The following is a 13,194-nucleotide window of genomic DNA, read 5'->3' as shown; positions in this document are numbered from 1 at the left end:
TTCACCTTGGGCCGACTCGGCTATCAGCGCTGACCCCGTGCCGAAATCCGGAAGTGATCGGATCAGCCGACGGCGGATTGGTGGTGTTGCCCTGAGGATCAGGGTCGAATGTCGTGACCCCGGGACAGGCCGAATCGAAGTCGGCTCCACAGGGGGCGGCAATGGTCGGCAACGCGCCTCAGCGGTCGTGTCGCGTCTGCACGGTCGATCGTCGAGGCGGGGCAGACAGCGGTTCGGACGAAGTACAGCTGCCATGGCCGGTCACCTGTCACGCGGGTGGCGTCCCATCCGTCGTTTTCCAGTACGTGCACCAAAGAGTTCAGAGCGGACCTCATCGTCGGACTCCACCGCTCCTGCGGTGTCAGGTCGTCCGGAATCGACCGTGGTCGCTGAAACGTCGAGCTGCAGGTGCTCTCGCCGGTCGGCTTGCCGTCGGCGTCCTCCACGCGTGCGGTGAATCTCAACAGCTCGCCGTCTGGGGCGGTCGAGTCGTCGGCGTTCTCGAGTTCGATCACCGTTGTCTCGGTTCGGTGAGTCACGAATGGCTTGTCGCCGGGGTCCTGTACTGACATCGGATTCTCATCAATCATCCTGTTGCGTCGGATCATTCGTGTGAGGGAGTGGACCTCGTACGGGTCCAACCTCGGCCCCCCGGGCAGGCGCGTCCACGCTGACCCGAGATCGGATCGCGCCTCCCAGTGCGATCAAGGCAACACCTATACCGACGCAGGCGGCCTGCATGAAGCTGTAGGTGCGGATGACGAGGAGTTGGATGACGATCCTTGTTCAACCGGGAGATGAGCTGATCGGCAGTGGGACTGTCGAGGAACGCCCGCAGGCTGTCGGTGCTCATGCTTCACCGGCCAGCGCCGCGGCTGGGACCGCATCCTGGGCGTTGTCGGTCGCGGTCGCAGGCTCCTTCACTGCTCGGCTCAACAGCAGGTAGACCGCCAACACCAGCGCGCACAGGACACTGACAACCATCAGCGTCACGCTTTGGCTGGTCGTGAACGCCGCGGCGTGCCGCTGCTGCGATCGGTGACACGTCCTGCCGGATCGCCAACAGCCCCAGCGGCCCCAGTGTCAAGCACGCCAACGCCACCAGCGCGAGCACCCGTGCGGAGGACAACCCCGTACTCAGCAGACGGTGCGACACCAATGGCGCGATGAAGACCGGCACCGTCATCAGCATCATGAATGCCCCCGCCTCACCGTCGGACCAGCCGTGAATAGCCTGCAAGCCGCTGGGCAGATAGGTCAGGATCGCCACGAAGCCAATTGCCCCGGCCACCGGCACCAGCGCCATCCGCAGGAACGCGGCATTGCGGAACACCACCGGGTCCAGCAGGGGAGGATGCCCGGTGCCGGATCGGTCGTGTACACCCGGGGGCAGGGCCCGGCTACCCATCAGAGCCAGCAGCAGCAGCACCGCGTGTAGGGCGAACACCGCACGCCAGCCCAGCAGCGACACGGTCGCCCCGGCGATCGCCGGGCCCGCGGCCAGTCCGAACCCCGACACGGTGCCGAAGGCGGTGAACGCGCGGGCCCGTTGCGGGCCGTCGAAGGTGTCGGAGATGATCGTGGCGGCCAAGGTCAGCACGGCCGCCGCACCGATTCCGGCCACGATGCGGGCCAGATCAAGCAGCAGCAGTGTCGGGGCCAGGGCGCTGCCCACCGAGCCTACGAGGGTGGTCAGGATGCCGGCCTGGAACGATCGCCGGTAGCCGATGCGGTCTGCCAGCCGACCCCACACAATGGTGAAGGCAGCAAAACAGATGTTGAAGCCGTTGATCACGAGTTGTAACTGGGTCGGATCTGACCCAAGATCACGTGCAATCGAGGGCAGTGCCACTGCGGTGCCTGCCAGCGATAGCGGGAGCACGAATTGCGCGCCGATGGTCACGGGGAGAACCAATGGATGCACCGGATTCGACGATCCGAGCGATGTCGTGGTGTCCGTCATGCCTTTTGACGCTAGGAATTAGACGCGCATCTAGGTCAACGTAGGAAAGATCACATCAGAGGGGGATTAACGATGCTGAGTATCGGAGAAGTGGCCGCACGCACGGGTTTAAGCGTTCATGTCCTGCGAAAGTACGAACGGGAAGGTCTGCTGCTCAGTCCTGTTCGCCGCGACGCGGCAGGCCGCAGACTCTATGATCCCGTCGACGTCGACTGGCTACGCAACTGCGTACGGCTGCGCGACTCGGACATGCCGCTCGCCGACATCCGCCGCTACGTCGAATTGGTCAAGGCTGGAAGCGGGACCGAGCGCGAGCGCGTCGCGATTCTGCAGGCTCATCGGACCCGGCTGCAGGATCGGCGCAACACGATCGACGGCGCGTTGTCGTTGATTGATCACAAAATTGGGCTTTATGAAGATCATCTGGAATCGGGGGCAACCGATGCACCGTGGGCCGAACCCGTCCATGCCGTGATTGAATGACGGCGTCGACACCTCAGCCGATTACCCCAGGTCACGGCCAGTGAGGGTCACACTAAGATCCCACAGGGATGCCGCTTCCTGGCGGTCCACGGCGTAGGCCTTCACTCCGGTCCCATCATCGGCGGCAGGTCCGGCAACGTCGCAGTCTTCCAGGTACAAGCCCCCGAGGCCGGCTAACTGCGGGCTCGTCGCCGCCCACAGTCCGGTCGCGGCGCCCTGAGACACGGACTTGAAGGTCGGGTCGGCGACGGTGCCCTGCTCGTCGATCCAACCGCGGTCGACCATCTCGGCCGACTCGAGATGGCGTTGCAGCGGGGTGAGGATGGATCCCGGGTGTAGTGAGAACGCGCGCACGCCCGCCGCCGCCCCCAGTTCATCGAGATGCAGGGCGAACAGAATGTTCGCGGTCTTCGACTGCCCGTAGGCCGCCCACTTGTCGTATCCGGTCATGAACTGCGTATCGTCCCAGCGCATGCCTGAAATGTGGTGTCCGGCTGACGAGTACGCGACCACACGGGCAGCACCGCGCACCAAGCTCGGCCACAACCCTGCGACAAACGCGAAGTGGCCCAAATGGTTGACCGCGAACTGACTCTCCCAACCCGGCCCCACCCGCCACAGTGGCGTGGCCATGATGCCCGCGGCGCCGATGAACAAGTCGATCTGCGGCCACAAGTCACCAATGCGCTGCGCACACCCCGACACCGAGTCCAGGTCGCTAAGATCGGCTTCCACCACCGTCACCGCATCTCCGAACGGGACGACAGCGCTGGCGGCGGCATCGAGGCGCCGCGCCGGGACAACGACGTGAGCGCCAGCCCGGACCAGGTGACCGGTGGTCTCCAGGCCTAGGCCCGAGTAGCCGCCCGTCACGACAGCCACCGAGCCGGTGAGATCCACACCGGCCATGACGTCCTTACTCGTCGTCCCGTGCCCAAATCCCGAAGCGATGGAATGCTGCTGTTGTGCGGTCGTTTCACTCATGACACCACGCTAGAATCTAGAGTGCACTCTAGGTCAACCCCACGGATGAATCCTGTTATGACACAAACATTTACGATCGGCCAAGCCGCGGATCTCACCGGACTCAGCATCCACACCCTGCGGTTCTACGAACACGAAAATCTACTCGTCAGCACCGTAGCCCGCACCAGCTCCGGCCGCCGCCGCTACACCCAAACCGACATCGACTGGCAGTGCCACTGCGGTGCCTGCCAGCGATAGCGGGAGCACGAATTGCGCGCCGATGGTCACGGGGAGAACCAATGGATGCACCGGATTCGACGATCCGAGCGATGTCGTGGTGTCCGTCATGCCTTTTGACGCTCTGGCGGCGGATGATTCAGTTCTGTCACGGGGAACCCGGTGGAGAACAGTGGATCGAAGTAGTCGTGTACGGGTGTCCGTAGGTCCAGTTCTTCGGCTTCGGTGAGCAGGCCGAGTTCGTTGAGTGCTTCCCGGAGCCCGGTGAGCACGGGTTCCCAGGGGTGCCAGCGGCTGAGGATGTAGTCGCGTGTCTCGTCGGTGGGGGCTTGTTCGGCGAAGTGATAGTCGCGGTCGCGTTTGCGTTCCCAGTAGGCCAGATCCGCGCCGGTGAGCACGAAGTATTCGCACGGTCCGTGGGGGCTATCGGTGCAGTTCTTCTGCAACGGGCATTGGGCACCGCCGACGACTGGTCCGTAGCGGCACAGACCGTGCTCGACCGGCACAACGGTCAAGTCGATCCGGGCAGCGGCTGCGGCTGGGTCGGCGGCGCGGACCTCGGCGGGTCGCAGCAAGATTACTTCGTAATATAGCCGTTAATCTGGCTTGTGGCTAGCCTGATATATAGCCGATAAGATCTATTATGACACTTCGGCGCTAAATCTGTTGCGCCGCAACATATTTCGATGTCGGTTGGAGCGTGACTATCTACTGGCGGCTGACGTGGATGTTCGAGTCGTCGCAATTGCCGCGCAGCCGCTGGCGCTGCTGTGGCCCCACAACACCAAGGGTCAGCGTGATCATGTCCCCGACTTCTTCGTCCGGTTGAGCAACGGGGACGGCCGGCTCATAGATGTCCGCCATCCAGACCGTGTCGAGAAGGGTGCAGCGCAGTTCGCGATGACGCGCGCGGCTTGCAACGAAATCGGCTGGCAGTATGAGATATTCACTGGTCTGCCTGGTGAACGATCGCAGAACCTGCGTTGGCTTGCCGGGTATCGCCAAGACCGTCATGCCCCCGACAATGACACCGCCGTAGCGATCCGGACGTGCTTCGCCAAGCCGGCGGCACTGCAGACGGGCCTGCGTCGCGCCAGCACTTCGACGGGCCGACCGCTGAACATCCTCACGGCGAACGTTCTTCATCTGTTGTGGCGACAGCAGTTGTCCGCCGATCTGGGCATCCCGCTGTCGATGAACAGCGAGATCTGGTCATGAGGTCGGTGCGGCTATTCGACTGTCTGCTGCCCATGCTCATCGGCCGGGATTGCGCCAGCCCCGCGATCATTGGCCACGACGAAATCGCCCACCGACGGGAGCGGACGGGCATCGACGACCTTTGGGCGTTGACGTATCCCGAACAAGTCAAGATCGCGCGCCAGCTTACCCACCCCACCTTCCTGCGTGCAGCGACCGACCCCGACGTCGACGAAGCCCAGCGACACGCCCTCGCTATCTACCGGAACGATGTCGCAACCAGTACCGAATAGACGCCATGACGACGAAGTACTGAGCGCCGAAACGCATTTCGGCTAACTAACAGGAGCGCCACCCATTCCGCGGATTCGTCACCCATCGCCGGCAGTGCCGCAAGCGAGGTCATGGCGATGGACGTCCACTCCGGTCGGCCGACCCCGGTGGTTCATCGACGACATGCTCTCGACGCACGCCTCTGCACCACTCAGCCGACAGTCCGGTTAAACAACGTTCCTGGCCAAAACCACTCTGCACGAGTACGATTCGCTACCACCGCCCAGACCGAAGGCTCCGTCATGCGCACACGCCCAGCAGACAGCGCCGACTATGTCGTGGTCGGCGCCGGCTCCGCCGGTTCGATCGTCGCCTCGCGATTGGCAGCATCGTGCGCCTCGGTCGTCGTGCTTGAAGCCGGCGGCACGGACCGTCGCCCCGACGTGGCGATGGCCATCGGCAGGGCATCCATCTATCGCCAGGCGAACTGGTTGTATCCGTGCACTCCAGACTCCAGCAAGAACGGATTCACCGACACTTTCGTCCCGGGACGCATCTCCCCCACTCTCGGGCCGTCGAGGACTGAACCGGTGGACCGATCGCGGTGTCCTGGTGCGCGGATCGTGGCAGGTCAGGCGGTCGTACTTTGCGCCGGGGCGATCGGCACACCAGCCATTCTCCTACGTTCCGGCGTCGGCCCCTGTGGGTCAGTCGCAGACGTACCGGCCGTCGGGGAGAACTTCCAAGATCACCTCGTCGCCCTCGACACCTGGCGATCCAAGGTGCCGACGTCAAGCACCCTCGGACCGCGCGAGCTGCGTGTCGTGGGCACCGAGAGTCTGAGCGTCGTCAACGCTTCCGTGAGCCGACTCTTCCTTCGGGTAACACAAAAGCTCCAACGATGATGCTCGCGCATCGAGGCGCCGAGGTCCTCTCCTGGAGCGCGTAGTGAGTACGCGCCCGATGTTTGGACTCCCCGACGTCCCGGGTACGTCGGTCGGGTGCGCAGCAACTCACCAGTGAAGAGTAAAGACACGACAACCTCGCTCGCTCTGCCGGGAGTCGTCCTCGGCATCGGTCTCGGTGGATTCGTCGACGGCATCCTGCTCCATCAGATACTGCAGTGGCATCACATGCTGACGAGCACCGACGACGACCGCGTCGGCGTCGCCTACTACCCTGCCGACACGGTCCACGGACTGGAGATCAACACGCTCTGGGACGGACTGTTCCACACTGTCACCTGGCTGGCCGTGCTGATCGGCTTGGCACTGCTGTATTCGCGTGTCACCCGTGCACGACAGCGGTTGTGGACTTCACGATCACTGTGGGGCTGGGTTCTGGTCGGATGGGGACTGTTCAACCTCGTCGAGGGCATCATCGATCACCACATCCTGGGAATCCACCATGTCCGGAGCGGTGACAACCAAACCCTCTGGGACATCGGCTTTCTGATCTTCGGCGCAGTCCTCGTACTCATCGGATGGGCTCTCCAGCGGACCGCAACACCGCTCACGGCGCCGCCGCGGGCAGAGCAGCGCAACCCGACGTCGTGAACACTGCCCATCAAGCGGGTTCCGGTGTCATCTCCGCCGATATGCTGCTGGCGATCGGTGCACTAGCTCTGCCGGCGATCGTCTACCTCATCGCCGCCCAGAGATGTCATCGACAGCCGCGCGGATGGAACCACTGGCGCACCGCGAGTTTCATCGTCGGACTGATCATCCTGGGTATGGCACTGCGTCCGAGCACATCCGACTCGTTCCAGGATCACATGCTCGGCCACCTGCTGCTGGGCATGTTTGCACCACTGGCCCTCGTTCTCGGCGCACCGATGACTCTGGCACTGCGGACCACTCCGGCCTCGGTGGCCAAACCGCTTGTGCACCTGTTGCGTTCGCGACCCGCGCGGATCACCACTCATCCCGCGGTACTCTTGATCGCGACGGTGGGCGGCCTCGCGGCACTCTACTTCACCCCGCTGTTCACGCTCACCGAACGCCACGGAGCCCTCCACATGGTCGTTCACGCCCACTTCTTCGTGGGCGGCTATCTGTTCGCGTGGATGATCGCCGGTCCGGACCCCGGACCTGACCGTCCGTCGGTCCGCATGCGTCTGGCGGTCCTCGGCCTCGCCATCCTCGGCCACGCGGTCATCGCCCAGTTGCTGTACGCCGGATTGTTCGTCGCGGTCGATGCACCGCCCGATGAACTTCGGGCCGGTGGCACCCTCATGTACTACTGGGGTGACATCGCCGAGATCCTGTTGGCCCTGGCACTTCTGCTCACCTGCGTCCGGACCACCGGGGATTCGGCGCTCGCTCGAGGGCACGAAACGACCCGGGTCGTTGCCGCGGTGCGCGACCGAACTCGGGCCGTCAGCGACTGTCGCCGCTCGGCAACTCCGGTTCGGCAGGTCGAAAGGGCTGGACGATCTCGGTTCGCCAACCCGCCGGATCGGTGGAGGGATCGCTGAAGTAGACCTCCCAGGGATCGCCGACCTTTCCGCCGTGTTCGTTCACCCACGTCTCGAGCGCCTTGTACGCCGGCTCCATCGCGTCGTAGGGCCCGATATGGACGGTGACGGCGACCTGCCCGCCCGGTAGCTCAGATGGCCCGACGTCGCCGACCGGATCGATCGGCGACGTCGCGGGAAACCCTGCCTCGATCTCGAATCGGCCACCCCCGAGCATGCGATAGCGAGCGAAGGGCGGCCCCGTGGGACCTGCCTGACGTTCCGACAGCACGCGATCGATGTCCCCGTAACTGTTTTTCAGCCACGGCCCGATCTCCTCGACTGCGAGCGTGGACCTGACGACTGCTGTCACCTGGGCTATCCGGGACTCCTCATGTACCTCGTAGTCCTGCATTCTCACAGGATCGCTCTGCGGAGCATCCGGCCACAGGGCCATTGGTCAACTGTTCGGGATGTCGTTCGGTCCGTCGCGGCCGCGCCGAGGTCGGCTTCCGCCGGATGGCGATGGCACGCGCCGCTTCCTCATCGGCGTAGAACCCGCCTCCGTTCTCCGCCAGGGCAACTCGCGCGCCGTCGACCTGACGTCGGGTCGTGGAGACTCCCGGCTATCTAGTCGACTCGAGCGGCAACGACTCGTCTGCACCCCATTCGTACATCGACGCGTCGTAGACCGCGACGTCGTCGCGGCCCAGGATGGCCAGCTCGAAGGCGAGCAGACTCGCGGCGAGGCCCCCGCCGCAGTAGGTGATGACCTTCTTGCCGGAATCCAGTGCGCCGATCTTCTCGTAGTCGGCGCGCACCTCGTCGAGCGGGCGGAGCAGTCCTGCCGCGTCGATGAGATCGGGATACGGCAGGTTGACACTTCCGGGGATGCGCCCGGGCCGACCGTAGGTGTCGGTCTCGCCGCGGAAGGTCGCGGGATCGAGCGAATTGACCAGGAGAACGCCTTCGTCGTCGATGGCTCGGAGCACTGTCTCCTTGTCGGCGTACAACTCGTGTCGTCGCGACGCAGTGAAAGTGGCCACGGGATAGGACTCGACCCCCGGCCGGGTGGGTTGCCCGGCGAGCTGCCAGGCGGGCAACCCACCGTCGAGGATGGAGACGTTGTCGAACCCTTCGAGATGAAGATTCCACCAGAGACGTGACGACCAGATGTTGCCTCCCTGGTCATAGATCACGACGTGGGAATCCGGGCCGACGCCCAATGCGCCGAGGCGTTCGGCGAAGGTCTCGCTGTCGAGGGCCATGAACGGCACCGCCGCATCCGGGTCTGCGAGGTCGCGATCCAGATCGGCGTGCAACGCACCGGGGATATGCGCTCGCGCGTACAACGCCGGGCCGAGAGAGGGCACGGGACGGCCGGAGCCATCGGGATGTCCGCGCTCGGCCGTCGCGTCGAGAACCCGCACGTTCTCATCGTTGATGTGCTCGGTGAGCCAGGCGGCGTCGACGAGGAGAGGGTGGGTCGTCATCGGTTCGGCAATCCTTCTGAGTTGTCTTGTCCTGCGACTGCAGAGCAGCCCAGATCGTATGCGGCAAAGACGCACTCCACCGCATTCAGATCGCTGGATCTCGGCGTTTCGATCACCGGAGACCTAACACTTGACACCGCAGTCGGCCTCGGCGCACACACGGACTGTGTGATCCACGTCATACCGGTCCGTACACTCGACATCGTGCGCAGTCGCCGACCGCGTACTCCGTCGACGTATTCGAAGTCCGAACCGGGCATCAGGTTCAATGCGCTCGAACCCGGCTTCACCGCGACCGACATGACCGCGTCGGCCGGGATGACCGGCGGGCCGGCCCGTCGAGGAAAGTGCGCGAACCGTCGTGCGACTCGCGACGATCGGACCCGACGGGCCGACCGGAAACGCTGCAGGACGAGAACGGGCTACTCCCCTGGTGAACCAGGGTTTGAGCACTGCGCTGCGGGGTTACGCTGGGACATGGTCTTCCAACGCGACGTCGCACCCGGAATCCATCGACTCGAGCACGCGTACACCAACCAGTACCTGGTCGAGGTGGACGACCGACTCGTGATCGTCGACGCGGGACTGCCCCGGTCCTACGGGCCGTTGGTCGAGGCGATCCACCACTTGGGCCATGACGTCGACGTGGTGTCGGCATTGATCATCACCCACGGACACTTCGATCATGTGGGCACCGCGCGACGCCTGGCCAAGCATTGGCGGATCCCAGTACACATCCATCGTGACGACGCGTGGCTCGCCGCCCACCCCTACCGTTACGCGCATCAGAACGCCACCCGTCTCGGCGTCCCGCTGCGCAACCCGTCGTCCTGGAAGCTATTGAGCAGCATGGCCTTTGCCGGAGCGTTCAAGGTCCGGGGAGTCGACGCCGCTCAGTTGACCACCTTCGACGACGACGCCGAACTCCCGGGCGGGGCCGAGGTGATCCCGACCCCCGGACACACTTTCGGCCATGCATCCCTCCACTTACCCGACCGCGACGCGGTCATCTCCGGGGATGCACTGGTGACGCTCGACCCCTACACCGGGGCGCACGGGCCCCGGCTGATCGCCGGGTCGGCGACCGCCGACCTCGAACGGAATCGGGCCTCGCTGGACGCGATCGCCGCCACCGGCGCGAAGTCCGTCCTTCCCGGGCACGGCGTCCCGTGGCACCACGGTGCGGCGGCGGCCGCGGAGCGCGCACGCCACACCGACAGCTGACGCCGACCGCCGCCCGCCCGATTCAGTCGAGGCGTTCGTAGATCGTCGCGTTGGCGAGACCGCCTGCCTCACACATCGTCTGGAGAAGGAACCGTCCACCCCGCTGTTCCAGCGCGTTCAATCCGGTGGTCGCCAACCGGGCACCGCTGGCTCCCAGCGGGTGACCGAGCGCGATCGCGCCGCCGTTGACGTTCACCTTGTCGAGGTCGACGCCGAGCTCCTGGGCCCAGGCCAGCACGACCGGAGCGAAGGCCTCGTTGACCTCGAACAGGTCGATGTCGTCGAGATCGAGTCCGCTGCGCGCGAGCACCTTTCGGGTTGCCGGGATGATCGCGGCGAGCATCAACAGCGGATCGTCGCCGGCGACCGCGATGGTGTGCACTCGGGCGCGCGGGCGCAGTCCGAGCTCGGCTGCCTTCTCCTCACTCATGACGAGAACGGCCGCCGAACCGTCACTGATCTGGCTCGCACTGGCGGCGGTGATCCGCCAGTCGATCTCCGGGAATCGTCGGGCGATCGCCTCGTCGTAGTAGGCAGGCCGCAGACCGGCCAGACTCTCCACGGTGCTGCCCAGCCGGATCCCCTCGTCAGCGGTCAGACCGGCGATCGGCGCGAGTTCGTTGTCGAACAACCCGTTCTTCGTCGCCTGTGCCGCCAATTCGTGAGATCGCAGGGAGAATTCGTCGATCTCGGTACGAGAGATGTTCCATCGAGCGGTGATGAGTTCGGCGGAGATGCCCTGCCCGACCAGCCCGTCGGGATAACGCGTGTCGAACGCGGTGCCGTTGAGGTCCGAGGCGCCGACCGCGGCCGAGCCCATGGGTACTCGTGACATCGATTCGACTCCTGCGGCCACGACCGCGTCATAGGTCCCCGCGATGACGCCCTGGGCGGCGAACGCGATCGCCTGCTGCCCGCTGCCACACTGACAGTCGACCGACACGCCGGGCACCGACTCCGGGTAGCCGGCAGCCAGCAGGGCACGACGTGCGAGGTTGAGGCTCTGCTCGCCGACCTGGCTGACGACTCCGGTGATCACGTCGTCGATCTCGACCGGATCGATCCCAGTGCGGTCGACGATGGCCCGGAGGCTGTGCGCGAGGCCTTCTACGGCGCGACCCGGTTCGACCAGTTCGCCCGTCGCGTGGGCATCACCGACGCGGTCGCGTCCGCCCGGCTGAAAGAACTGACCGAGGCCGGCATCTTCACCAAGGTCCCGTATCAGGAGCCCGGCCAGCGGGTCCGTTACGAATACCTGCTCACCGACATGGGGCGTGATCTGTTCCCGGTCGTGATGTCGCTGATGCAGTGGGGCAACGAGCATCTCCAGCCCGATGGCCCGCCGCTCACCGTCACCGACACGTCCCGGAACCCGATCCGGGTCGGGGTGGTGACCGGCGAGCAGGAGACCCTCGGCCCCGACGATGTCGAGGTGAGGGTCCCCGCCGGTCTAGCTGAATCCGGCCCCCGGTCGCCGTTTTACTCGGCAGCCGTCCGACGCAGCTTGGTGTTGACGAATTCGCCCAGACCCCAACGTCCGAGTTCACGGCCGTAACCGGAGCGCTTGACCCCGCCGAACGGCAGACCCGGCAGCGTGGTGCCGTGTTCGTTGACGTAGGCCATCCCCACCTCGAGTCGGTCGGCGACCTGCTCGGCCTTCGAGATGTCGTCGCTCCACACCGAACCGCTGAGACCGAACTGCACGTCATTCGCGAGATCGACGGCCTCATCCGCCGAGGACACCTTGTAGACCATGGCCACCGGCCCGAAGATCTCCTCGGAGTAGGCGTCCATGTCCGGGGTGATGTCGGTCAGCACGGTCGGCTGGAAGAAGGCACCGTCGCGGTCGATCGGAGAACCCCCGGTCCGCAGCCTTGCGCCCTGGTCGACAGCGGTCTTGACCTGTTCGGCGACGGTGTCTCGCGCGGAGATCGACGACAGCGGTCCCATCCGGGTCGACGAATCAGCCGGATCCCCCACCGCCGTGGCCTCGAACTTCTCGACCAGCCCGCGCACGAAATCGTCGTAGAGCTCGTCGGTGACGATGAAGCGCTTGGGCGAGTTGCAGGCCTGCCCGGCGTTGGACAGCCGCGCCCGAGCGGCGATCGTGGTGGTGCGGTCCAGGTCTGCGGAGTCGAGGAGGATGAACGGGTCCGAACCGCCCAGCTCCAGGACCGACTTCTTGAGGTTCTCGGCGGCGACCTTGGCCACCGCCGCGCCGGCGCCCTCACTGCCGGTCAACGACACCCCGCGGATGGCCGGATTCGCCAGCAGCTCAGCGACCTGATCGCTGCTGGCGTACACATTCGCGTAGACATCCGGCGGCACCCCCGCGTCGTGCACGATCTCCGCCATCAGCGCCGATGATGCCGCGCAGATGGATGCGTGCTTGAGGATGATCGTGTTACCGGCCAGCAGATTGGGCGCCGCGAACCGTGCCACCTGGTAGTAGGGGTAGTTCCACGGCATGACCCCGAGGAGCGGTCCGATCGGCGCCGTCTGCACGATCGAGGACTGCGCACCCTGTGGATCGAGTTCCTCGCTGACCAGCAGATCCGGACCATGCTCGGCGTACCACCGGTAGATGTCGGCGGCGAGTTGGACCTCGCCGGCCGCCTCCTTCGCCGGCTTGCCCATCTCGGTCGTGATCGCCGAAGCCAGTTCCTCCGCACGCTTCTCGTAGAGGCCCGCAGTCCGGGACAGGATGTCGGCACGCTCCGCCACCTCGGTGCGCCGCCAGCTGTCGAACGCCTCGAGGGACCGCGCCGCGAGCCCGTCGATCTCGTTGTCGGCGAGTCCGGGAAACTCCTGCTCGGTCACTCCTGTGGTGGGATTCGCGGTGACATAGGTGCTCACAGAGAACCGTCCTTCCAATGTCGGTGGTTCTGATCGGCTGCGTTGAT

General features: G+C 65.1%; 15 protein-coding genes and 1 pseudogene. 9 read left to right on the top strand and 7 right to left on the bottom strand.

Going from position 1 to position 13,194, the window contains the following annotated elements; all coding sequences use genetic code 11:
* Window positions 1-856: 856 nt before the first annotated feature.
* A complete protein-coding gene (locus GOAMI_RS06275; protein ID WP_051995377.1) occupies window positions 857-1,963 on the bottom strand; it encodes an MFS transporter in 1,107 nt (368 codons plus the stop codon).
* A gap of 72 nt (window positions 1,964-2,035) precedes the next feature.
* On the opposite strand from GOAMI_RS06275, the gene GOAMI_RS06270 reads away from it, so the two are divergent.
* On the top strand, window positions 2,036-2,446 hold the full coding sequence (locus tag GOAMI_RS06270) for a MerR family transcriptional regulator (protein WP_006435576.1): 411 nt from the start codon (window positions 2,036-2,038) through the stop codon (window positions 2,444-2,446).
* Window positions 2,447-2,467: 21 nt separating this feature from the next.
* On the opposite strand, the gene GOAMI_RS06265 is transcribed toward GOAMI_RS06270, so the two are convergent.
* Window positions 2,468-3,430, bottom strand: coding sequence for an oxidoreductase (locus tag GOAMI_RS06265; protein WP_006435575.1), 963 nt, complete (start codon window positions 3,428-3,430; stop codon window positions 2,468-2,470).
* On the opposite strand from GOAMI_RS06265, the gene GOAMI_RS23765 reads away from it, so the two are divergent.
* A complete protein-coding gene (locus GOAMI_RS23765) occupies window positions 3,401-3,670 on the top strand; it encodes a MerR family DNA-binding transcriptional regulator (RefSeq protein WP_369403352.1) in 270 nt (89 codons plus the stop codon). The two genes, GOAMI_RS06265 and GOAMI_RS23765, sit on opposite strands and share 30 nt — an antisense overlap.
* Before the next feature lie 86 nt (window positions 3,671-3,756).
* Here GOAMI_RS23765 and GOAMI_RS06260 read toward each other — a convergent pair whose 3' ends face one another.
* A complete protein-coding gene (locus GOAMI_RS06260; RefSeq protein WP_006435573.1) occupies window positions 3,757-4,224 on the bottom strand; it encodes a hypothetical protein in 468 nt (155 codons plus the stop codon).
* 148 nt (window positions 4,225-4,372) lie between these two features.
* Here GOAMI_RS06260 and GOAMI_RS06255 point away from each other — a divergent pair, with 148 nt between their 5' ends.
* The 5 genes from GOAMI_RS06255 to GOAMI_RS06235 all read left to right on the top strand — a co-directional run bounded on the left by GOAMI_RS06255 (window position 4,373) and on the right by GOAMI_RS06235 (window position 7,595).
* On the top strand, window positions 4,373-4,867 hold the full coding sequence (locus GOAMI_RS06255; protein ID WP_255219182.1) for a TnsA-like heteromeric transposase endonuclease subunit: 495 nt from the start codon (window positions 4,373-4,375) through the stop codon (window positions 4,865-4,867).
* Window positions 4,864-5,139, top strand: coding sequence for a hypothetical protein (locus GOAMI_RS06250; protein ID WP_040004603.1), 276 nt, complete (start codon window positions 4,864-4,866; stop codon window positions 5,137-5,139). The genes GOAMI_RS06255 and GOAMI_RS06250 overlap by 4 nt, the downstream gene beginning before the upstream one ends.
* A 111-nt stretch (window positions 5,140-5,250) precedes the next feature.
* Entirely contained in the window at window positions 5,251-6,024 is a 774-nt protein-coding gene (locus GOAMI_RS06245) for a GMC family oxidoreductase N-terminal domain-containing protein (protein WP_006435570.1), read from the top strand.
* 114 nt (window positions 6,025-6,138) lie between these two features.
* Entirely contained in the window at window positions 6,139-6,675 is a 537-nt protein-coding gene (locus tag GOAMI_RS06240; RefSeq protein ID WP_006435569.1) for a DUF2243 domain-containing protein, read from the top strand.
* A complete protein-coding gene (locus tag GOAMI_RS06235) occupies window positions 6,672-7,595 on the top strand; it encodes a cytochrome c oxidase assembly protein (RefSeq protein WP_006435568.1) in 924 nt (307 codons plus the stop codon). The genes GOAMI_RS06240 and GOAMI_RS06235 overlap by 4 nt, the downstream gene beginning before the upstream one ends.
* Here the strand turns inward: GOAMI_RS06235 and GOAMI_RS06230 are convergent.
* Window positions 7,498-7,989, bottom strand: a complete 492-nt coding sequence (locus tag GOAMI_RS06230) for a GyrI-like domain-containing protein (protein ID WP_157228279.1) — start codon at window positions 7,987-7,989, stop codon at window positions 7,498-7,500. The genes GOAMI_RS06235 and GOAMI_RS06230 overlap by 98 nt on opposite strands.
* Window positions 7,990-8,200: 211 nt before the next feature.
* Complete coding sequence (locus GOAMI_RS06225) at window positions 8,201-9,067, bottom strand: sulfurtransferase (protein ID WP_006435566.1); 867 nt, start codon at window positions 9,065-9,067, stop codon at window positions 8,201-8,203.
* Between the two features lie 477 nt (window positions 9,068-9,544).
* On the opposite strand from GOAMI_RS06225, the gene GOAMI_RS06220 reads away from it, so the two are divergent.
* Window positions 9,545-10,291, top strand: a complete 747-nt coding sequence (locus GOAMI_RS06220) for an MBL fold metallo-hydrolase (protein ID WP_006435565.1) — start codon at window positions 9,545-9,547, stop codon at window positions 10,289-10,291.
* Between the two features lie 22 nt (window positions 10,292-10,313).
* Here the strand turns inward: GOAMI_RS06220 and GOAMI_RS06215 are convergent, their stop codons facing one another.
* Complete coding sequence (locus GOAMI_RS06215) at window positions 10,314-11,423, bottom strand: acetyl-CoA C-acyltransferase (RefSeq protein WP_081598198.1); 1,110 nt, start codon at window positions 11,421-11,423, stop codon at window positions 10,314-10,316.
* Between GOAMI_RS06215 and GOAMI_RS22500 the strand changes: the two are divergent.
* Window positions 11,385-11,732: pseudogene (locus tag GOAMI_RS22500) on the top strand (winged helix-turn-helix transcriptional regulator); the annotation flags it as partial. The gene GOAMI_RS06215 and the pseudogene GOAMI_RS22500 sit on opposite strands and share 39 nt — an antisense overlap.
* Window positions 11,733-11,770: 38 nt before the next feature.
* Here GOAMI_RS22500 and GOAMI_RS06210 read toward each other — a convergent pair.
* Window positions 11,771-13,147 (bottom strand): NAD-dependent succinate-semialdehyde dehydrogenase, encoded by a 1,377-nt coding sequence (locus GOAMI_RS06210; protein ID WP_006435562.1) that lies wholly within the window; start codon window positions 13,145-13,147, stop codon window positions 11,771-11,773.
* Between the last annotated feature and the right edge of the window lie 47 nt (window positions 13,148-13,194).

This window comes from Gordonia amicalis NBRC 100051 = JCM 11271, from assembly GCF_000332995.1.
Classification (GTDB): Bacteria; Actinomycetota; Actinomycetes; order Mycobacteriales; family Mycobacteriaceae; genus Gordonia; species Gordonia amicalis.
Note: the sequence above shows the minus strand (reverse complement) of the source record. Positions and strands in the feature narration are given on the sequence as shown.